We start from the raw sequence: 22,550 nt of genomic DNA, 5'->3' as shown, positions 1-22,550 counted from the left end.
ATTTGAATTTAATGAAAGTTACTGATTTAATTACTTGGTTTGAAGAATGGGCAAATCCTGCTTGGTGCGAAAGCTGGGATAATTGCGGTTGGCAAGTAGAACCGGGTGTTTTGTCCATAGAAGCGCGGGTCTTAGTGTGTTTAACTCCGACTTTAGCCGTAATGCAGGAAGCGATCGCTCTCCATGCTAACCTTATATTTGCCCATCACCCCCTCATTTTTCATCCCCCCAAATCTTTCCGCACTGGGGACGCTTTAACAGAAATGGTGCGGTTAGCCTTTACCCACAACATCGGAATTTATACCGCCCATACTAATTTTGACCAAGTAGCAGATGGAACTGCTGACGTTTTAGCGCAACTGCTTGAACTTCAACAAGTATCACCCATTGTTCCTACTCAGGCAGGTTTAGGTTATGGGCGTGTAGGAAATATAAAACCTACTTTGACATTAGAACATCTACTTAACAATATTCAATCTCAATTAAATCCACCTCATTTGATTTTTTCCCCAATGGCTGATTTACAACAGCAAATTTCACGGGTAGCTGTTTTAGGTGGTTCAGGTGCAGGTTATATTTCAGCAGTAGTCAAAACTAATGCTCAGGTTTACTTAACGTCTGACTGTAAATTTCATCAATTCCAAGAAAGCCGTGATCGTGGTATTATATTAATTGATGCTGGACATTATGCCACAGAACGCCCAGCGTGCGATCGCCTAGTTCAGAAATTTCAAGCTCTTAACTTAGATTGGGTGCAATTGAGTCAGAAAGATGAAGATTTTCGCCAGTTTCTAACCTAGTAGTCTGTCAACCCGAAAATGACGGGTGAAGGAAAGCAGGGGGAGAACAGAGGCAGGGGAGGGAAGAACAGAAGTTTTTTCCGATCATTACCCGTCAAAATAAATTTGACGAACTACCAGTACCATGCTGACCTTTACGCTGTATGTAAAATTGCTAATTTCATGAATACAATCACTTATACCATCTTAAACCCGATGTAGAGATGTGCCACTAAAATACCTCCACATATAAATTTACATTTTGCTTCCGTAACGCCTGGCTAATCTTATTCAAAAATTTATACAAAAAAAATTATTTACCTTTAAGAAACTAGAAATAATGTTATCATTTATATAGAATACACATTTTAACCTTGGGGAGAATCTTCTATAGACTATCCAATCGGTTATCTGTACTTAGCTAGATAGTCTCATTAAAGGGCTGAAAGCTATGTTGCGCCCAGACATAATATTTCTATTGACAAAGCGTGCTAATAAGGATAACTAGCCTTGCCCCTAGAAACGCCAAATCAGAGAAAAATGTCTGTAGATGTTAACAGTTGCCATAGCCGTTCAACTAATGCGGTAAACTAAAGCTTAAGACCCAAAATTTCACCTAACACTAATGACTAAAAATAAGTGGTAAAATTGAGTCACTAAACTTACTGGGTTCTGACTACGAAATTCACCTCTTAGAGGCGGATATTCCAGGGGTGGAACCCGAATTTGACAGGTTTAACTACGTTGTATAAAAAGGCAGAAGCACTACATGCTACACCGCAAAATTTATCAACTGTGTTGCGACGGGCGGGAGGTATGTGTTTTTTTGCGGGATCAGCAACGCTGGATAGAGCGGGCCCGCATCATTGATATCGAGGGCGATTTAGTGACTTTACGCTATGAGACAGACGAAGAAGATGAAGTTTGTTCTTGGGAGGAGATGGTTCGTCTTGAAAGCATCGGATCTGTTACTCAAAAATTAGCTTCAGTGCAACGCGGTAACATAGATCCGCTGACAACTGAAGAATGTCCAGAAGCAGAGCGTATCCCTAACCCTTATACTGACCTAAATCCAGATTGAAAGAGCCGTCAGCGTGTTGTTAACAAGAGGATTTAAACCCCACCTCAGCAACATTCCACCTGTAGAGGTGGCGGAATTGAACCCAAAATTAACTCAATGCTGATTGCTAATGGCTTATTAAACGCTCCTAAATTAAATTCACGTCAAGCGTTCAAAAGCAGGACAGTATCCGTCAAGGGTAACTTTGAAATTATATAAGGGGGCAGCGGGGTTCCAACACCGTTGCCCCCTTTGGTGTCGGCAGCTACCACAGCACGCAACATCACCAGAATTAGGGCGAAGATGATTGGGGTTTACAAGTTCTCGTGGGGATAACCCCCGCAATACCAGGTCTTCGCCCTGCCAACGCGCTTCTATTAAACCCGTGTCAGCGAATTGTCTCCAGCGGGGGTCTGCTGTTACTGTATCAGGGAGAGTGATGGTAATAACAGTACCTAATTCCGTCAACTCTCCCTCATAATTAGTTTCTGGGGCGGCAGGTTGTAAAAATGTTTCCCCAATTGGTAATTCTACTAGAGTTCCGGCTGCTGGTGAGTGGACATGATAGCGGTTTTGTAGCTCTTCTAAGCAAGTTAAATCTGCTAGATAGCTGGGAGAACCATGCACAAAAATAACGTGCTGGGGTCGTAAATTATGAATTAGCTGGGTTGTTCCTGGTCCGTCACTATGTTGCGCTAAAAGATAACTTTCAAATTTCGTTGGTGCTAAATATTCTGGGTTAACGGGAAGATCAATTTTTTCCGGTAAAAGAATCAACCAATTGCCTGTGTTATATTGGCAGTATTTACGTAAATCTGCGGAAGAGTCCGTGAGAACAATACAAGGAGATGTCCCTAAAGTGGCTAGGTTTTCCGGCTTTAATCTTCTTACACGAGGCTTTACCCGTTCATCCCAAAATAAAGGTTGGTGTCGGGCAAAATTCTGGACAGCGGCGGGGAGATGGGGTAAAAGTTCTAAGTAGGCATCGCAACCAGCAGCTACAGCACCATCAACCCAAATATCTAAATCTCGACCTGTAAAGTGGTGATGGGAACGTAACAGCATGAGTAATTCTTGACCTAATCCTAATGCTGGGGTTGGTAAAATTACTGAATTGTTTTTCTCTGTGCCACTAGAACTAATGGCGCGATGAATCCTTTCTGCTAGTTGATTTTCTTGGTTACGACGATGGGTATGACGGGATGTACCATAACTACCTTCAATTAATAGCACGTCTAAATTTAAACCCCGGAGTTCATCTAGTCGCAACCCTTCGACTAAACGGGAGTTGGATAGGAAAAAATCACCTGTGTAAAGTAATTTATAATCACGGTTGGGGGTGTGGTAAGTGAGGAGAATCGCCACAGCACCGGGTAAATGACCTGCGGGAAATAATTCTACTATTAAATTTTCTCTGATTTCTACAGGCGATCGCAATGGTAATGCCTGACAAAATGAGAGAATTCCTGGTAGTTCTTCATCTGGCCAATTTAGCGGTAATAACTTCGTTGTTACCTCACTAGCATAAATAGGTAATAGGGGAAAAGCTTGATGTAGTGTTAATAAGCCTCTGGCATGATCTGGATGAGCATGACTAATTAGGACTAAATCCGCTGGTATCCCATGATGTGCCGATTGAGTCATTTCCTGTGCTACAGGGGAAATATTTGTCAAACCGAAATCTAACATGATCCGGTGTGGTCCCATCCTGACCAGTAGACACACCCCTTCATCTTGATGCTGAACACTATAGGGAAAGCATTCCAACTCGTTAGCTGTTGTTCCAGCATCAATTGATATATTATTCATTATTTGCTCCTCCCCTCAATCAAACTATTGGCTGAGAAAGTTGGCTTTTAGCAATATTCCTCTGCAAAGTTCAAAAAAGTTGGAAACCTAAGTTGTCACTCTTGTTAATGTGCAGAACCGTTACCATGATAGTTATCGGAATCATAAAAGCCATTTTTCGTACCAAAGAATAAGCACGAAACCGTAAATATAACAGTTAAACCCACTAAAATTAGTTTGATGTCCATTAATTTTATCCCCTTAACTTCAGACTTTTTGATTTTAATATCGTGTTTTTGCATTTGGGCAAAATCACTAGAAATCTTTACCATACTTGGGTTATAAGTAAATATAGCACTTTTATGGTATGGGCAGGGGCAACTTGTCAGAATCAAGATGTCCAGGATGAGAGGGTCAACCACCCATCACTTCCCTTCGGGTAAGTGAGGGCTTGTAAAAGCCTAGTTGGACTCAGTTCTTAACCGAACTACGTTAGAGGTAAGAGTTAAAGACCTACCAGGGGATGCGTAGCTAGTTCCCTGCTCTAGAACTTCAAAGTTAAACAGTCCTAAAGAAGATTATATTGTTAAGCCATTAAGTGTTTTAGTATGAGTATTTTTCCGAGCGTCAAAGCTAAGGGACTTCCAAATAAAAAAATACTCAACCACCTAACGCAAAAATCTCTCAAACCCTTATTCCTCTGTGTCCTCTGCGCCTCTGTGGTTCGTTAATCAGGATAATTTATTTCTTGGAAGTCCCTAAAGACTTTATTAAAGTTGTTGAAAAAATATTTTGCTGGATTAATTGAGAGACACGATATAAAACCAAAAGAAGTTTTGGTAATACCGTTTCATCGTCCAGGTAGACAACAGGGTAAATTAGATGAATCTGAATCTATACAGGTGTCTCTACCGCTAAAATACACCTAAATTTTGCTGGTTAAATTTTTATCTTGAAAAAACTTTAAAGAATAATATCCTCTCCCCGTTCAGTAAAGCGGACATCTTTAATTTTCCACTGAGAATTACTAATTAATGTTTTGCGGACACTGCTAAACAACGCAAACTGTTCACAACTAGAAAGAGAAGATACTTGTCTTTTGGAATCTGGTGAGATGCGGATATCAACAATTGCAACACCGTTTTTTACATTGACACGATAACCAGACACGCTAAAATCTGCTGTACTTTGTTCTTTAAATATTTTACCTATGGCTTCATTCATGGGTTCTGCTGCGGAAACGTCAGCTTTTTGAGGAATTAGCTCTTGACATTGAGCATCACTTGTGTATACCGTGACGTGAGTAGTTTTCCCAGAAATGGCTTTATTGTTAGAATATGGCTCAACTGTGGGAGTGGGAGACTTCTGTAGTTTCTTGGGGTTAATTTTGCTATTTGGTATTGTTTCTGGAGTTGGGTTATCAGCAGTATTGCTAGAATCACAACTACTAATAACAGTGCAGGATACAACTAAAAATAATGATAAAATAGCTTGTTTGTAATTATACATATAGTAATTCCGTTGGATTTTTACAAGACAATTCATCAGGGGAAGGAAATAAAAACCTAAATATCAATGATAACTACTTTTCCTACCATCCTATTTTATGTCACAGTATTTAAGGTTCTTCGGTTATTTTTATGGAAAACCTGGTTCAAAATCATTGAAAGCCCTATTGTGTAGGCATTTCATTGAAAATATGGAAATAATTGTTTATAACCCTTGTCCCGTAAGGGTTTTGTTATCATCAATCCTCAATCTCAATCACCATAAAAGAGACGCAAGAGCCTGTAATCTTAACCTGTAAATTTTAGCTGATCAATTTTTTCAGCGTAACTATTGTTATTGTTATAAGTAGGTGAACACAATAAAACCAAACTGTGTAAAGAAACGTAAAATCGCCCAAAACCTCTTTACTCTTGCCTTTTGCCTCTTGCCTCTTGCCCTGCCATAACGACAATTTTCAACGCCAACCTACTTAGCTGATTTGAATGCTCTTTAATGCTAGACGTAAATCTTCTTGTGAACGAAATTCTTCTAACCTCTGCTTGACAATACCATTTTCAATCAGCAATAAAGTTGGTAGGGATTTAAGCCTATAAGTATTAGATAGTTTAAAATTTTGATCGGCATTTATCTCCACTAGTTTTATTCTATCACTGCATTGAATTTGAAATTGTAGCAACAAAGGATGAATAATTTTACAGAATTCCGACCAAGGGGCTGTAAAATTTACTAAAACAGGGATAGGGGATTCTAAAACATTTTTGGTAAATGTTTTTTCACTGATAGATAATATAGTTGGTTGTACGTCAGATTCAGGAAGTAAATGTGCAACTCCAAGTAGCTTACCTAAACGAGATGTTTTCAAAAAAGCCTGTCTTTGAGCATGAGTCATTATCTCTTTTGATCCTGCCATTATTTCATTACTATTCATATAACTTTGGTTTTCCCCATCTGGTTTCATGTCGTTGACAAAATTCTGCTGCTGCGGTTCGTGAAAATCTGAATACATATAAGTCTTCTCCACTAGGAGTGCTACCTAAAAAACCAAGATATTCCATCTGTACCTTATCCCTATAGTATGCCACAGCTTCATCCAAAGCTTCCAGCGAAATGAATGATTCCACTGGTGTTACCTGGCAAAACTCGAAAGCAACCTTTATTGCATACCAAATTAACCATTTACCAATAGGTTCAATTAACCTTGAAGTAACATCTCCTCGACTGGTAGGGTATGCTTCTATATTGTTTATTTCCATAAATATGGGAGGAGCGGTTTCAGGATAAAAATATGGATAAAGACTGTATTTCACCAATCCCCAAACTTGACCTTTATAAACAAGCTTGACTATATTTTGGCAGTAAAAACTGGTGTTATTCCATATATTCAACCAGTCACAAGTCCAATCTGTGGGTAGATCATTAATACTTGCTGGAGAAATAAAAGCAATTTCTTCAGTGTTAGATTCAATTAAAACTTTTACCTGATAACTTCCGATAGTAGTCAATTTGTTTTTATTACCTGTTGAAAATTTGAATATCATAAATTGTACATTAAGATAGACAATTATTCAAACATGGTTTGTAAGATAACTTATGATTACTATATATTAGTTACATCGTACCATCATAATATCAATCACAAGCTAACTTCATGAAAATCCTTTAATCCTAAAAATCCTGATAGCGCAGCGTGGTGTTAGCCACTTCAAACAATTAACAAATAGCTGCATTCACAAACTGAATTACATCTCCTAATCCAGTTTGAGTTTTCAGGTTTGTAAAAACAAAAGGTTTATCACCACGCATTTTTTTTGCGTCTCTTTCCATGACATTCAAATCAGCACCCACATAGGGAGCAAGATCGGTTTTATTAATAACTAATAAATCAGATTTAGTGATACCTGGACCACCTTTACGGGGGATTTTATCACCAGCAGCCACATCAATTACATAAATAGTTAAATCTACTAATTCAGGACTAAAAGTAGCAGCTAAATTATCTCCACCACTTTCTAAAAAGACTAAATCTAAATTGGTAAATTTCTCTTCTAATTGTTCAATTGCGGCTAAATTCATGGAAGCATCTTCACGGATAGCTGTATGGGGACAACCACCTGTTTCTACACCCAAAATGCGATCGCTTTCTAAGGCTTGAGAACGGACTAAAAATTGAGCATCTTCTTGAGTATAGATATCATTTGTCACTACTGCTAATTGATATTTTTCCCGTAAATTCTTACATAAAGCATCTACTAAAGCCGTTTTTCCTGAACCCACAGGACCTGCAACTCCTACTCTTAAAGCCGTCATAATTTTTAACTCCTAAACAATCTAGTATATTGGGTTTCGTGCTGCATACTCGCTAAAGACAAACCCCAACTACAACATCCCAAATCATCATCCTCCATTCTCAAAATCTCCCCCACAGTAGTAATTAATAAAGGTTGTAAACCCAGTAATAATTCTTGTCCCGCAGTTTGTCCCAGAGGAATAAGTTTGATCCCAGCCGTAATTAAATTATTAGCCCAACTGTGTAAATAAGCTAATAAACAGACTTGAATATTTATATCCCAATGAGCGCAAGCTATAGCAAATGCGATCGCATAATTGCTAGGATAACCCACAGCATTCACCACAGGTAAAATATCCGGTTCTAGTTTCCCCAATAATTGCATCAGAGAACGTCCCATTTGCCAACTAGCAGCCCGTAATTCCTCCGTATCCCTCGCCGCCGATAACCATAAATTCCACCGCTTTAAAGCCGACCTATCACCTGATTGGATAGCATGAAAACCCCTCGTCATTACTGCCGCATCTAGGCGAATTGAGCCATAAATTAACTCAGATTTTAGCCAATCTTGGAGATTTTCAATATTAGTAATAGTCCCATTTTCTACTAACATTTCCAACCCTTCTGAATAGCCATAAGCACCAACAGGTAAAGCTGGACTTGCTAATTGTAAAATCGCCAAAAAATGGCTATGTGTGAGAGTGATTTCCATAAGCCCCTAATTCTGGTTGAAAAGGTACAACTTCCTCTTTAATTTCTAACCCTAATTGGATTAACATAGCAGCTAAAACTGCATCTGGAGATAAGCGTAAATAAGTCGAAGTTATTTCTACAGGAACATGACGATTTCCTAAATGATATGCAGCCCTTAATAATAAAGGAATTTCTGCTAATGCAGTTAAAACTGGTTCAGGTTTAGCAATAATTCTCATATTCATACTTTCATTTTCATTTATGAGAATATCGCCGTCATTTAATACTGTACCTCTAGCCAAACGCAAAAAAACTTCCTTACCATTTGCTAATGTAAATTTATGGCGGCTACGAGTTCGTTCTTCCGCAGTCAGTGAAAGAGTGAAAGTAACTATAGTATCATCATTAGGTGGTTGACGTTGAGTAAAAGTCAGCATAATTCCTGAAATTAACTTTAATTTTGATGATTCTGTATCTATAGTAATTCATTTTCAATATTTAGTAAACAAAAATATACCCGACTTCTTAGAGAAATCGAGTATTTTCAAATTTTCCCTTTACAAATCTCTTTTAACTAAGCGAGTGAGATGGTAAATAATTCCTCATAATCATGAGAGAAATATTTATAAAATCTGCGGAAATTTTCCGGAGAAACAGCAAGTTGTACAACAGCAAAAACAGCCCGCACATGAATAGCAGCTATCGTGGGTTCTACCTTTTCTTTGTCACTGATACATTTAATAAATTCTTGTAAATTCAAAGATTGAATAGGTTCTGTTTCACCTCCATACAAATATTCTCTCAATTCCTGGGGTATTTGTGCTGCTAATTCTTCTCTTTCATCACTAGGAATAATTTTTTTAATACTTTCAAAAGTAGCACGAGTAGCAACTTCTGCTTCTTCACGAAGTTCCGATTGAGCTAAACTTTGAACATGGGTTATAAACTCGGTATATTCCATTTTTTTATCTCCAGTATTCAAATCAATAATTTGTCTTATCAATCAAACAATTATGAGTGAGAGAAGTCCTAAACATGATGACTGATTACCTCCAACTTATAATTTAATATTTAAAACTAAAGGTGGCTTTGGCAATAGTAAGTGTATTCTAGGCTTTAACGATTCACTTAACTTCATCCCCAAGAGTTAGATATAGCTATATCTGACGATAGATATATTAGTGAAATATCCCCAATTTGTTCAAGAAGTTAGGGATATTAAGAATTAAAAGTTTTCTACTGAAACGGTGCGTCAAACTTGTTAATTCATCATCTAATTATTAAATTAACTTTTGACGCACCCTACGAGTTTTTATTGTTTTATCTTCTTTCTAGGAAACCAATCATCTAAAATGGCGTAAAATACGGGGACAACAAACAAGCTGAGAATAGTAGAACTGACCAAACCACCGGCTATAGATACAGCCATAGGCGATCGCAATTCTGAACCCGCACCTAAACCCAAAGCAATGGGAACCATCCCCAAAATTGTCGCCGCAGTTGTCATCATAATGGGACGCAACCGGACAGGTCCAGCTTTGAGAATTGCCTCAGTTCTTTCTAGTCCAGAATCTCTTAACTGGTTAATGTAATCTACAATTAAGATGGCATTTTTGTTAGTAATCCCCAGCAAAAATACAAAACCAATTAGAGATATCATCCCAAAATCACTTTTTGTAAATAGCAGTGCCAACAACGCCCCCACGATTGCTAAAGGTAAAGAAAGACCAATAACTATGGGGTCTACCCAACTTTTAAATAACCAAATTAACACCACAATAATACAAAGTGCTGATAATCCCAAAGTCGTGCCAAAACTCCCAAAAACCTCATTCTGACGGGCAGAATCTCCTCCCAAATTCAAAGAAACACCCGCAGGTATAACTGCTTTAGCTTCTGCTACCACCTTATCCGTCGCATCACCCAAAGTTAAATTTTGACCCAGATTAGCGCCGATATAAGCCACCCGCTGATTATTCAAACGTTCAATTTGTAAAATTGGATCTTGTTGATCAGATGCACCTGTGATAGTGATATCAGCAAACCCAGATATTTTCTCAATTCGGGCTTTTACTGCTTTAGCTGCCGTCGTTAAGGCTTGAAGATCATTACCTTGTAAGGCTATTTGCAGAGGTTTTTGTCCACCTGTGTCTACAAACTGAATATCTTCTACACTTGTAGTTACACCCGCCAATTTTGGCAAAGCAGCGCGGAGTTGGTCTTGTACTTCTGCCGTTTTCACTTCTGAGTCTGTTTTCAGCTTAATGTACAGCGTACCCTTGTTTGGCTCACCTTCACGAGAACCGACAGTAGTAAATACCGTTGCTACTGCGGGGGACTTCCTCACTACTTCTTCCAGTTTCTTAGCAACATCCAAAGAATCGTTTAGAGGATTAGGAATGGGAATAGAAGATGATGAAGCAGCTAAAGCCGCAGCAGACAAAGACGAATTTTCTAATTTATCTTTTTGTCCCGCTTGTCCTGGTTGTCCTCCTGGTTGTTGTCGTCCTCCTTGCCCCGCTTGTCCAAGATTCCCAGGAAGATTAGGTAAGGGAGCAGTATAGACAATATTAAATTCTCCTCGGTCAAGTTTGGGAATAAACCCTTTGGGAATTAGGGGAATCAGGGCTAAACCAGCTATTAAACTACCAACTGCCAAGCCGACAACTATTAAGCGGTGCTGCAATGACCAGGCTAACAAGTTACGGTAAGCCTGATCAAATTCTAGCCAAATTTTACTTTGCTTTTGGGGAGAACTGGATGATTTAGCTTTGAGCCAGTAAATAGCTAAGACGGGTGATAAGGTTCGGGCTACTAATAAAGATGTCAGCATCGCAGCGGAAACTGTAATCCCAAAGGGTTTGAAAAATTGACCAATGACTCCACCCATTAAACCGATAGGCAAAAATACCGCTACTGCTGTTAAAGTGGCTGCGGTGACAGTTAAACCAATTTCATTGGTGGCTATGAGTGCGGCTTCGCGGGGGGTTTTTCCTTCTTCTATATGCCGCATGATGTTTTCTACATCAACTATGGCATCATCTACTATCGAGCCAATGACTAAAGCTAAGGCTAACAGGGTGATGGTTTCTAGGTTAAAGCCATATATCGCCATGACGATAAATGTCCCTAACAAAGACACGGGAATAGCTAAGGCAGAAATTAGGGTGGCTTGCCAATTCCATAAAAAGGGAAAGATGACAACTACTGAGAGGACGATCGCTTCAATCAGTGCATCTATGGTGGAATGGGTGGCGTTGTGAATATATTCAGCTTGGGTAGCAGCTAAGGTGAGGGTGACATCTTTTAAGCTCAACCTTAGCTGTTGTACTTCTTTTTCTACCCGACTGACTACTTCTAGGGTGTTGGCATTACCTTTTTTAATTACTTGAAAGGCTAAAGCCTGTTTACCATTGAATCTTACTAAAGTGCCAGATGAGGGTAATAAAACATTCCTTCTTCTTTCTTCTTCCTGACTTATGGGAGTTACGGGCGCAGACCCTGCGCCCCTGCGCTCCTGACTCCTTGTGTTGCCATCTCCTAAGAGGGAGACTTTGAGAACTCCTGGTAATTTAGCGATCGCTGGGACAATTTTCGCTTTTGCTATTTGCTGTAAATTGTCAATCTTCCCAGCAGTGCTTTCAATGGCATAGCTAACAGCCGCTGATTCGTTCAGATTCAAAGGGATGATTTTTTTAGTGGCATTCTTGGGTAGATTTAATTGATTGACGATTTGAGAAATTTTCTTGGTCGCAGTTTCTAAATTTGTCCCCACCACAAAAGAGGAAATTACGGCAGTTTGACCAGGATAGGTTGATGAACGAATATCCTCAAGACCTGCCAGTGATTTGAGACTTGCCTCCAGGGGTTTAGTTAGTTGTTCTTCCGTATCTAGGGCAGATGTTAAGGGTGCTTGGGCATTTACTACCACTACCGGAAAGGTGATATCTGGAAATAAAGCATATTTGAGGGAACTGAATGCCAGGATACCAGCTACCGCTATACCTATCCAAAAACACACTGTCAACCAAGAAAACTTAATCGCTAATTTGGAAATATTGAAGCTTTCGCGTGTAGATTGTGTATTGGTCTGTACCATCTGATAAAATTATTTGAGTCCTTGGTCATTATTTGTCAGTCTTTTGATCACTGACAACTGACAGGCTAGTATAGAACTTCTAGGGTGAAAATGGTTGTAGATGTTTAGTCATGGTAGATCCTTAATCCTTTCGTTCCTTGTTCAAAGTATTCTAAGCAACACCATAATCTGTATATGGACGCTTGTAGGGTGGATGCAACCCCAACACAATATCTTCTTTGGGAACACCCATTTTTACTAACTCCTCAGCAGGATTTTGGTCTGTCAAATTTTGTTGTAGCCAAATTTTGCCATCTTTAATATCAAAGTGCATGACACTACGATAAACTCGATGTAGTTCTTGCCAGCCGACATTCATCCATTGGTAATGATCCCTTTGGGTATCAAAAATCAGTTGTAGTTCTTCTTCTTCATCATCTTTGGCGTAATTAGTTAACAAAGTTTGAATATATTCTCGATATTTAGCTATTTTATCCATTTAAAAATTACCTCTTTCCTGGGTTCATAGACTACTAATGGTACTTGATATCTTTGTAGTGCAATTTGAGTAAATTCAAGTTGGAAAAATATTTCATAAGCATCTAAGGGAATCGCTAAGTACAGTATACGATTTGGTTCAATAGTTTCCAATGCTAGACGATAACTGAGAAACTGACCTAACGCAGCGTAAAAGTCTGTAATTGCCGAAGGATTGAGAAAACTTTTGATTTCTACAGCTATTTTCTCACCTGCTTTTTCCGCACCAAGTAATTTCTGGGCAGCTAAATCGACCTGAAAATTGACATCACCAAATTTAAATTTTAGTGGATCATCTGTAATTAACCACTGTTCTTTTTCTAAAGCTTTTCTTACTGATTCATGAAAAATATCTTTGGCAGACACGGATAACATTAAATTGTTGTATCTTTAGTATTTTACACTCTTAGTAGTAAAAGGAAAATAGTTTCTAAATTTTTTATTCTCATGTCAACTTTGATCTTAGTCCCCCAGGGAGCAGAATATCAAGCCGTCTGTCGCGGATTAAGGCGCGTCCCCAATTCTCAAACCAAGGTATTAGCGATACCAATGGGAATTGAACCAGTGCGGAAATATTTACAACAATTCACCCATAATCAAGCAAATCGGATGCTGATGATGGGTTTATGCGGTAGCTTGAGCCAAAAATATCAAATTGGAGATATTGTTTTATATCAAAATTGTCTTTATCAAGGAAATCTGCAAGAGGGCGATAATTCCTTTACCGCAGATATACATAATAAACTTGGAGATCATGTATCTTTAGTCAAAGGGTTAACGAGCGATCGCCTCTTGTATAAAGCCACACAAAAACGCGAGTTACATGAACAATCCGGTGCTGACGTTGTAGATATGGAAGGATACGCTTTTCTCGAATTTTTCCAGCAACCATCTGACGCAGTTTCTCCACCAGTACAAGTAGCCATCCTGCGAGTAGTTAGCGATGATGCTCACCATGACATCCCCAATATCACATCAGCAATTGGTGCAGATGGCTCATTACAACCTTTACCCTTAGCTTGGGAATTAATCCGTCAACCCCCAGCAGCAACTCGATTAATTACCGGTTCATTAAAAGGACTCAAAGCTTTAACAACAGTCACACAATTATTGTTTACGGCTTAAGGCAAGAATGTCCAATAGACCCATAAGATCCCCGACTTCTTAGAGAAGTCGGGGATCTAAACAGAATTTAAACCGGAGAAATATCTTTTAAGCTAAACTACTGGTGCCAAATTGACTTTAACAATCACATCATTGAAGTCTTTATCACCACCACCACGTAAATCCTCAAAGCCAAAGGTATTATCACCTAATATCCGCACATGATCAACACCATCTGAGTTAGCCCCCAAGAAGGCGAAGTAAATATCTGGGTTATTATTAGGATTTCTATCAAGTAGGGCATCAAGTGTACCATTAGCCACAAGAAATGGTACATACATAGCACCACCTTGAAGGGTAGTATTGAAACCTGCTGTTCCGCCGTTATTCACGTTCAAACTAACATCAGAAACACGACCATTTAGAGCCGCTTGCACATAACCATCCTGTCCTGGGAGGATATCAGCGATACCATCACCACTAGTATCAATACCGCCATTCCCATCAGTTACGCGATAGAAACCAACGAAATTGTTGTAACTTGCTTCTCGGTAAACAGTAAAATCAGCGGTTACTGCACTAGTAATACCCCGTAAATCCAGCGATTCGCCTTGTGGTTTACTTTGCAAAGCTGTACCCAAAGGCATAGATTTATCATTTGCTTGAATCTGGACTTGCAAATCGTCGAATCCACTTGGATTACCAGAACCATCTTCCCAATTTAGAGAGAAACTATTAGACCCCAAGTCTGTAATTTTTACAGTAGAAGGGTTGGCAAAGAGAACATTGCCAATGGGTGTGTTCTTATTCAGTACAGAATCGGTTGAACCATCTTTTACTAAATAGAATCTCAAATTGTCATTGGAGTTAAACTCTAATAACCTACCGAGGCTAGTGAGATCAAATCCAGCAGGAAGATTAGTAATAGTAGAGAAAATTATCTGACCTTTTGCTAATGCTTTTTCTGCATAACCAGGTTCACCTGGGGCAATTCCATCTATTCTACCAGACGCATCATCAACAGCAAATACTCCTATTTCATAGAAACCATTAAAATTGAATCCTGTCAATTTTACTTCTAGTGTCACTTTGCCGTCGTTATCTTTGATATTGAAGACATTATCACTAATTAGTGAGAGGAAATCGTTAACGTTAACAGTTTCCGTGTCAGTGCCAGTGTCAGTGCCAGTGTCAGTTCCGGTATCAGTGCCAGTGTCGGTTCCCGTATCAGTTCCCGTGTCGGTTCCCGTATCAGTGCCAGTGTCAGTTCCCGTATCAGTGCCAGTGTCAGTTCCCGTGTCAGTGCCAGTGTCAGTTCCCGTGTCAGTTCCCGTATCAGTGCCAGTGTCGGTTCCCGTATCAGTGCCAGTGTCGGTTCCCGTATCAGTTCCCGTATCAGTGCCAGCGTCGGTTCCCGTATCAGTGCCAGCGTCAGTTCCCGTGTCGGTTCCCGTGTCAGTTCCCGTGTCGGTTCCCGTGTCAGTTCCCGTGTCGGTTCCCGTATCAGTGCCAGTGTCGGTTCCCGTATCAGTTCCCGTATCAGTGCCAGCGTCGGTTCCCGTGTCGGTTCCCGTGTCAGTATCAGTGCCAGTGCCAAGCCGCACATAGACTTTCCCTGATCCAGGTGCGCCAATAATTAAATCGTTAACACCGTCACCATCAAAATCTCCATTACTGATCGAGCTACCTAACTTATCACCTATAGAAGCACCGTCAATTATAAAGCCATTTTGACTGTCGGGACTTTCGAGACTTGAGAGTTCAAAGGTAGGTGCAAAGTCTTCCTCTGTGCCATAAATGACGTAGACTTGTCCAACATTATTATTAGCATTTTTTGCCCCAATGATGATGTCATCAATGTCATCATCGTTAATATTCCCAGCACCACTGACATACCAATCGGAGTTATCAAGGGTTGAAATACCATTGATGGTAAAGCCATTGCTACCATTAAGGTCAGAAAGATTGATGCTAGAACCAAAATCTTGTTTGCCAAAGACCACATAGCCTTTGCCTTTCGCACCAATAATCAAGTCTCCGATGCGGTCACCGTTGATATCCCCAGCTTTGCTAACAGAGAGTCCTGATTGATCAGCATCTTGTCCGTTGATGACAAAGCCATCGCTGCTACTGAGGTTGGCAATGTTAATATCATCAGTAAAGGGGTTGTCATTGCTACGCCCATAAATGACATAACTGCTGCCAGAATTGTTACCATTGGGATTCGCATAGGGCGCACCAATGATGAGGTCATCAATTCCATCACCGTTGATATCCCCAGCGTCACTGACAGAATAACCTAAGCTATTGTTGTCATCACTTGGGTTATCCGGGTTATAGCTGTAGATAATCAAACCGTCATCAAGCCCAAAGTTTGGGTCGTCGAGGTTTAGGGTTGAGTCAAAATTCTCTTTCCCAAAGATGGCATAGCTTTCACCTATAGTCCCTGATCCGTTGTCACCAGGATTGGTTGCGCCAATTAATAGCTCTTTGATGCCATCACCATTGATATCGCCCGCAGCACTAACAGACCAACCGGCATTACTACTAAATCCACTGCCTTGAATGTTAAAGCCCTTACTGCCAAGGTTGGAAAGTTCGATGGGACTATTAAAATAGTTGGGGTCGTTACTGCCAAAGATGACATAAGCAGAGCCGAGACTATTCCCATTTGCACCAGGTGCTCCAATGGCTAGGTCATCAACACCATCACCATTAATATCCCCAATATTCCTAACAGAATAGCCGGATTTATCGCCTGCTTTAGCCCCATTGATCACAAAGCCTTTAGTGTTATCGAGGCTAGAGACATCTATGGTTCGATTAAGTGAATCTCTTTCACCAAAGACTACATAGGTTTTTCCGGCGTTGCTTTTGTTATTAGGATCGCTCGAAGGTGAACCAATGACGATATCTTCAATTCCATCACCGTTAATATCAACAGCGCCAACTGAGTAGCCGAACTCATCGCTACTTACACCCTTGATAGTAAAGCCGTTGTTGTTGGATATGGGAGTGGAAGTGGGTATAATCTCACCACTTACAGGATCGATAACAATAGTCTCGCCAGTTACAGGATCTATACCGATCAAAAATACCTCTTCATTGTCACTGCTGGAATTAGAATCTGGTAGGGCTGCTTCAAATGGGATCTCCTCAACTGGGCTATTTTCACTTGTTATGATCGATGGATTGCTGCTAACTCCAGTTGTGGTGGCGATAGGATTAGGATCTGGTTCTGTTGATGGATTGCTGCTGACTCCAGTTGTGGTGGCGATAGGATTAGGATCTGGTTCTGTTGATGGATTGCTGCTGACTCCAGTTGTGGTGGCGATAGGATCTGGTTCTGTTGATGGATTGCTGCTGACTCCAGTTGTGGTGGCGATAGGATCTGGTTCTATTGATGGATTGCTGCTATCTTCAGTTGTGGTGGCGATAGGATCTGGTTCTATTGATGGATTGCTGCTATCTTCAGTTGTGGTGGCGATAGGATATGGTTCTATTGATGGATTGCTGCTATCTTCAGTTGTGGTGAGTGGTTCCATAATGATGTAGTGTTATTAGTTTTTCTTCAATGGTTGACAAATTTCGGTTACAGCAAAGCTGGTGTAATAAGTAGTTCCACCCTAGTTACACAAGTATTTGCTATAAATCTGCGTTGAGAAATAGCTCTAGGCTGTAGTTGAGTGGCTAGAGTGTTGGTGATAGTATCGACAGAATTTCATACCTCTGGGGTAAATATGCGTGGTTGCCCCTAAGCTTGAGTTGTTAGAGTAACTTTTGATGGAAATAGGGGAATAGTAGTTAATACCCTGGTATGATGAGACTTCCCTGGCTTGCAGTTGAGTCGCCAGAGTTGGTGGAGATAATTTTTTCGGATGGTCAGATACGGTTAGTTTCTATGCCAGATCAAACTCTCTTTATATCCATATTTGTGTACCCAATTTTTCACCTCATATAATCAAATCCAGGTCTATTTATTTAAGACTTGGGGTTTTTGCCGACTACACCCAGACGCGGGAAGATGCTGAAGTTTATGCCTGATTTGATTTAAGGACTCTTAGCTTTTCACTAATGAGAAAGTTTACTTTGATTGTCCGAAAACAGTATAGCCTAGATATTGTGTTATTAGTTGTGAAGTTTCTGTGAAGTTGAGGTCAATAACACGCAAATTCCTGAGTTGGGCTTTTATCATTGGCTGTAAACATGACAATCTGTTTTAGTCTGCGGTTATGATACTTGATATCAATGGGAAAAATTTTTCTTCCCTGTTCTCAAGTCCAGATTCCTATAACTTAATCCCTAATTGTTAATGTCCAATCCGGACTTGTTTTAAATATTCTGACTACTTTTGATCTACTGTCTTTACCAGTAATCCTAATGTGTGGTTAATGCTGGGGCTGGTGTTTAATGGGTAAAAATGGGGATTTTTAGGAAAAATGTCTGCTACTGGTTGTCAACGGGGTAAACTCTGGCTTGATTAGGGATCAGGAGTCAGAAGTAAGTAATTGGACAAAAATATTTACAGTCATTGCGAGCGAAGGGAAGCAATCACAACCCTTGCGATTGCTTCATTTCACTTCGTTCCATATGGCTAACGCCACGCAACGCTTACGCAATGACATTGTGTAATTAATTCTGTCCCACTACTTATGGCTTACGCCAAGTCAGAAGTCAAAAGAAGAGGGAAATTTCTGTCTTTGCTGCTTTTGCTTCTCCTATTTTGTTATTTGGCATATACTCTACCTTTCCATGCGCCTCCAAGACCTTGCCAATGTTGTAATGCTGAATCTAGTGTCATACAAGTATACATAAAGGCAATTATGGGTAGGCTAAAGGCAAAAGCGGGGGAGCATTTGTAAAAGCGAGTAATTGGGAAGTAAGCAAAAGTCATTAGCAGGTATCCGATGACAGAGGTGAGGGTAATTATCCAATTCCCGAATACCAGTCCTAAAATAATTCCTATTGGGGGGACTATATAAACTAAGATCATTCCTAAGAGGCTACCTAGGAGGAGAAAGGGGGAATAATTCAGTTGTGTATAAGCACTTCTGGCGACCATATCCCAAATTGTTTTGAGGGAATCGTAGGGGCGTAAGCTACGGGTGAGAGTGCTGAGTCCTAACCAGATTTTTCCCTTGGTTGATTTGACGGCTTTGGCTAGGGAACAGTCATCAATTAGGGCTTGACGAATAACTTGTAATCCACCAATTCGATTGAGGGCTTCTTTCTGAATGAGAATACAACCTCCGGCGGCGGCGGCGATCGCCTTTTTGGGGTTATTTACCCAGGAAAAGGGATAGAGTTTTTGGAAGAAGAAGACGAATGCGGGTATTAATAGTTGTTCCCAAAAGCTTTGACAGCGTAATCGTACCATGATGGATACGAGGTCTAATTTCTGTGCTTCGGCTTTGGCAACTAGGCGGCGGAGGTTACTGGGATGATGTTCTATATCTGCGTCTGTAAGTAAAAAATAGTCTGGTTTTAATTGGCTGGCTGTTTGTACACCTTGTTCCATTGCCCATAATTTGCCTGTCCAACCCGGAGGTAATGGGGGGCTGGATATAATCTGCAATTGTGGGGTTTTGTCGAGGGCGTGGGCTACTCCTTGGGCAAAGTTGGCTGTACCGTCGCTACTTTGATCGTCTACTAGGAAGATGGTGAATTTACCAGGATAGTCTTGCAGGAGGAGCGATCGCAAGCTAATGGGAATGACATCGGCTTCATTGCGGGCGGGAATGATTACGCACACTGTGGGTAAGGTGTTATGCTCAATATTTTTGTCGGGCGTTGCTTCTAATTGGTGATTAATTCGCCAAAATTGCCCCCAAAATAAGATTAAAAATAACCAAATGACTAAGGATAGAAGGGTCAAACTCAAGATAATTGTTGCCATAACTGTTGCTATACTCCAATTTAAAACTTAAAAAACACATTTAATTCTCACTGACTTGGATAGAATACAATGTTTGCTGATTTTGGGGAAGAATTTTCTCGTAATTCGGTTATGTTATTAAATACTTGAGTTTGGTGCTGAGGTAGGTATTTGATGGAAACACAAGATAGAACAAAAGTCAATAAAGTTGTTGATGCGATAGCCGCCAGTCAAAAACATCTGCTTTCTATTCAAAATCCCGATGGTTATTGGTGGGCAGAGTTAGAATCTAATGTTACCATCACTTCGGAAGCTGTTTTACTGCATAAGATTTGGGGAACTGATAAAACCAGACCTTTGCATAAAGTTGAAAATTATCTCCGTTCTCAACAGCGAGAACATGGAGGTTGGGAGTTATTTTATGGTGATGGTGGAGATTTAAGTACAACCGTAGAAGCTTATATGGCTTTGAGGTTGTTAGGTGTATCCCCTACAGACCCAGCATTGCTAAAAGCGAAATCCCTAATTTTAGCTAAAGGTGGTATTAGCAAAACTCGGATTTTTACAAAATTACATCTAGCTTTAATTGGCTGTTATAATTGGCGCGGACTGCCTTCTTTACCACCTTGGGTAATGTTGCTACCCGATAATTTTTTCTTCAATATTTATGAACTTTCGAGTTGGGCTCGTTCTAGCACTGTACCTTTATTAATTGTCTTTGATCAAAAACCTGTCTTTAAAATTGATCAGCCAATTAATTTAGATGAATTATATGCTGAAGGTGTGAATAATGTCCGTTGGAAATTACCAAAAAATGGTGATTGGTCAGATATATTTAACATTCTGGATGATGGTTTTAAATTAGCAGAAAGTCTAAATTTTGTCCCTTTTAGAAATGAAGGGATTAAAGCGGCAGAAAATTGGATTTTAGAACGTCAAGAAGTTACAGGTGATTGGGGGGGAATTATTCCCGCTATGTTAAATTCTCTATTAGCTTTAAAGTGTTTAGATTATGATGCTAATGATCCAATTATTGAACGAGGTTTAAAAGCAGTTGATAATTTTGCTATTGAAATAGAAAATAGTTACTGTGTCCAACCTTGTGTTTCTCCTGTATGGGACACAGCTTGGGCAATTCGGGCTTTAATAGATTCAGGTTTCGCGCCAAATAATGCCCCTATTGTCAAAGCTGGAGAATGGTTAATAGAGAAACAAATTCTTGATTATGGTGATTGGAATGTCAAAAACAAGCAGGGAAAACCCGGTGCTTGGGCGTTTGAATTTGAAAATCGTTTTTACCCAGATGTGGATGATTCGGCTGTGGTTGTCATGGCTTTACATCAAGCAAAATTGCCAAATGAGGAACTAAAAAAACAAGCTATTGATAGGGCTTTAAATTGGATTGCGACGATGCAATGTAAACCAGGTGGTTGGGCGGCTTTTGATCTTGATAATGATCAAGAATGGCTCAATTCTGTCCCCTATGGTGATTTGAAAGCGATGATTGATCCAAATACGGCTGATGTCACTGCTAGAGTATTGGAAATGTTGGGGGCTTGTAATTTATCAATTCAACCAGATAATTTAGAAAAGTCTTTAGATTATCTTTTGAAAGAACAAGAAATAGAAGGTTGTTGGTTTGGACGTTGGGGTGTAAATTACATTTATGGAACTAGCGGCGTTTTATCAGCTTTGGCTTTAATTAATCCTTTGAAATATGCTAGAGATATAAATCAAGGTGCAGCTTGGTTAGTAAAAGTACAAAATTCTGATGGTGGTTGGGGAGAAACTTGTTTTAGTTACAATGATCCTAGTTTAAAAGGAAAAGGTGACAGTACAGCATCCCAAACTGCATGGGCTTTAATTGGGTTAATAGCAGCAGGTGAAGCTACGGGAAAATTAGCTCTTGATAGTATTGAAAAGGGGATTAATTACCTGCTAGAAACGCAAAAATCCGATGGTACTTGGGATGAAATTTACTTTACCGGCACGGGCTTTCCTTGTCATTTTTATTTGAAGTATCACCTTTATCAACAGTATTTTCCTTTAATGGCTTTGGGAAGATATCAAGCAATTCGTTAGAGGATATTTGAAAAGGCTAGGTTCATCCTGTACACAGACAAAAACCACCTTCATGGGTTTCAGCCCTTAATTCTTTGTTAGCCTATGCATGTGGTCACTGAGCAGTTCGACAAGTGTTACAGTGAGCTTGTCGAAATGTGAACTTTGTTTGTGTAGCAGCTTTTTAAACTCTGAACTTTTACATAAATATTGGCAATGAATAGTCTAATTACTACTTTTACTCAAAGCATCATTGCTTTTACAGTCACTAATATTGATGACATTGATGACATTATTATTTTGCTCCTATTTTTTTCGCAAATAGATCAAAATTTCCGCCGTAGACATATTTTTATCGGTCAATATCTGGGCTTCGCTGTTATTATTCTCCTCAGTTTACCAGGTTTTTTTGGTGGTTTATTTATCAAGAGAGAATTAATTGGATTATTAGGAATATTACCAATAATTATCAAACAATTACGGCTCTTGCGTCTCTTTTATGGAGAATTAATACTAAAGTGCCAGTTTAATAAACTACGTAATCGGAAATTACTAAAGTTACGAAAGCCATATCCAAGTCTTTTGATTAATTTGAGTTTATTATTAATTCCTTCAACAGTACCACTCGTAGTTCTGCCATCAAAATAACCTACGACTTCACCAAACCATCTAATCATTGTTCCTATACTTTTGGGAAAATACGAAAGTCCATTATGCATCCAATCTAATAAATTGATTATGCTTTCACCCCAAGACTTAGTAGATTCAAATATGTCTCG

19 protein-coding genes and 1 pseudogene are annotated in these 22,550 nt (G+C 39.6%); 5 read left to right on the top strand and 15 right to left on the bottom strand.

Annotation, left to right across the window (positions count from 1 at the left end):
• Positions 1-11: 11 nt before the first annotated feature.
• Both AN486_RS14765 and AN486_RS14760 read left to right on the top strand, forming a co-directional pair.
• Positions 12-800 (top strand): Nif3-like dinuclear metal center hexameric protein, encoded by a 789-nt coding sequence (locus AN486_RS14765; protein ID WP_290601295.1) that lies wholly within the window; start codon positions 12-14, stop codon positions 798-800.
• A 748-nt stretch (positions 801-1,548) separates the two neighbouring features.
• Positions 1,549-1,860 (top strand): DUF6679 family protein, encoded by a 312-nt coding sequence (locus tag AN486_RS14760; RefSeq protein ID WP_027403878.1) that lies wholly within the window; start codon positions 1,549-1,551, stop codon positions 1,858-1,860.
• A gap of 138 nt (positions 1,861-1,998) precedes the next feature.
• Here the strand turns inward: AN486_RS14760 and AN486_RS14755 are convergent, their stop codons facing one another.
• The 12 genes from AN486_RS14755 to AN486_RS14700 all read right to left on the bottom strand — a co-directional run bounded on the left by AN486_RS14755 (position 1,999) and on the right by AN486_RS14700 (position 13,097).
• Positions 1,999-3,648: an MBL fold metallo-hydrolase gene (locus tag AN486_RS14755; protein ID WP_168637092.1), complete on the bottom strand. Its 1,650-nt coding sequence runs from the start codon at positions 3,646-3,648 to the stop codon at positions 1,999-2,001.
• A 104-nt stretch (positions 3,649-3,752) separates the two neighbouring features.
• Positions 3,753-3,959, bottom strand: a complete 207-nt coding sequence (locus tag AN486_RS14750; RefSeq protein ID WP_053539310.1) for a hypothetical protein — start codon at positions 3,957-3,959, stop codon at positions 3,753-3,755.
• 631 nt (positions 3,960-4,590) lie between these two features.
• Positions 4,591-5,136 carry a hypothetical protein gene (locus AN486_RS14745; RefSeq protein ID WP_053539311.1) on the bottom strand — a complete coding sequence of 182 codons (546 nt, stop codon included), beginning with the start codon at positions 5,134-5,136 and terminating at the stop codon, positions 4,591-4,593.
• Positions 5,137-5,605: 469 nt separating this feature from the next.
• A complete protein-coding gene (locus tag AN486_RS14740) occupies positions 5,606-6,025 on the bottom strand; it encodes a co-chaperone YbbN (protein ID WP_053541283.1) in 420 nt (139 codons plus the stop codon).
• 31 nt (positions 6,026-6,056) lie between these two features.
• Positions 6,057-6,638: a hypothetical protein gene (locus AN486_RS14735; protein WP_290601291.1), complete on the bottom strand. Its 582-nt coding sequence runs from the start codon at positions 6,636-6,638 to the stop codon at positions 6,057-6,059.
• Between the two features lie 208 nt (positions 6,639-6,846).
• On the bottom strand, positions 6,847-7,443 hold the full coding sequence (ureG, locus tag AN486_RS14730) for an urease accessory protein UreG (protein ID WP_168637094.1): 597 nt from the start codon (positions 7,441-7,443) through the stop codon (positions 6,847-6,849).
• 5 nt (positions 7,444-7,448) lie between these two features.
• A complete protein-coding gene (locus AN486_RS14725) occupies positions 7,449-8,135 on the bottom strand; it encodes an urease accessory protein UreF (protein WP_290601288.1) in 687 nt (228 codons plus the stop codon).
• Positions 8,113-8,553 (bottom strand): urease accessory protein UreE, encoded by a 441-nt coding sequence (gene ureE, locus AN486_RS14720; RefSeq protein ID WP_168637096.1) that lies wholly within the window; start codon positions 8,551-8,553, stop codon positions 8,113-8,115. The genes AN486_RS14725 and ureE overlap by 23 nt, the downstream gene beginning before the upstream one ends.
• Before the next feature lie 137 nt (positions 8,554-8,690).
• Positions 8,691-9,077 carry a DUF2267 domain-containing protein gene (locus AN486_RS14715; RefSeq protein ID WP_168637097.1) on the bottom strand — a complete coding sequence of 129 codons (387 nt, stop codon included), beginning with the start codon at positions 9,075-9,077 and terminating at the stop codon, positions 8,691-8,693.
• A 351-nt stretch (positions 9,078-9,428) separates the two neighbouring features.
• On the bottom strand, positions 9,429-12,215 hold the full coding sequence (locus AN486_RS14710; protein WP_290601285.1) for an efflux RND transporter permease subunit: 2,787 nt from the start codon (positions 12,213-12,215) through the stop codon (positions 9,429-9,431).
• A gap of 151 nt (positions 12,216-12,366) precedes the next feature.
• Positions 12,367-12,693, bottom strand: a complete 327-nt coding sequence (locus tag AN486_RS14705; protein WP_027403892.1) for a XisI protein — start codon at positions 12,691-12,693, stop codon at positions 12,367-12,369.
• A complete protein-coding gene (locus AN486_RS14700) occupies positions 12,681-13,097 on the bottom strand; it encodes a XisH family protein (protein WP_053541284.1) in 417 nt (138 codons plus the stop codon). Before AN486_RS14700 ends, AN486_RS14705 begins: the two co-directional genes overlap by 13 nt.
• Positions 13,098-13,178: 81 nt before the next feature.
• Between AN486_RS14700 and AN486_RS14695 the strand changes: the two genes are divergently transcribed.
• A complete protein-coding gene (locus tag AN486_RS14695; RefSeq protein ID WP_053539317.1) occupies positions 13,179-13,856 on the top strand; it encodes a phosphorylase in 678 nt (225 codons plus the stop codon).
• Between the two features lie 92 nt (positions 13,857-13,948).
• On the opposite strand, the gene AN486_RS14690 is transcribed toward AN486_RS14695, so the two are convergent.
• Both AN486_RS14690 and AN486_RS14685 read right to left on the bottom strand, forming a co-directional pair.
• A complete protein-coding gene (locus AN486_RS14690; protein WP_290601282.1) occupies positions 13,949-17,380 on the bottom strand; it encodes a DUF4114 domain-containing protein in 3,432 nt (1,143 codons plus the stop codon).
• A gap of 1,181 nt (positions 17,381-18,561) precedes the next feature.
• Entirely contained in the window at positions 18,562-19,731 is a 1,170-nt protein-coding gene (locus AN486_RS14685; protein WP_290601280.1) for a glycosyltransferase, read from the bottom strand.
• Between the two features lie 153 nt (positions 19,732-19,884).
• On the opposite strand from AN486_RS14685, the gene shc reads away from it, so the two are divergent.
• Both shc and AN486_RS14675 read left to right on the top strand, forming a co-directional pair.
• On the top strand, positions 19,885-21,792 hold the full coding sequence (gene shc / locus AN486_RS14680) for a squalene--hopene cyclase (protein WP_290601278.1): 1,908 nt from the start codon (positions 19,885-19,887) through the stop codon (positions 21,790-21,792).
• A gap of 195 nt (positions 21,793-21,987) precedes the next feature.
• A pseudogene (locus AN486_RS14675) lies at positions 21,988-22,251 on the top strand (cadmium resistance transporter); the annotation flags it as partial.
• Between the two features lie 17 nt (positions 22,252-22,268).
• Here AN486_RS14675 and AN486_RS14670 read toward each other — a convergent pair.
• Positions 22,269-22,550 (bottom strand): transposase (locus tag AN486_RS14670; protein WP_290601277.1); only part of this gene is annotated, 282 nt, incomplete at its 5' end.

The organism is Anabaena sp. AL93, assembly GCF_001672085.1.
Classification (GTDB): domain Bacteria; phylum Cyanobacteriota; class Cyanobacteriia; order Cyanobacteriales; family Nostocaceae; genus Dolichospermum; species Dolichospermum heterosporum.
Note: the sequence above shows the minus strand (reverse complement) of the source record. Positions and strands in the feature narration are given on the sequence as shown.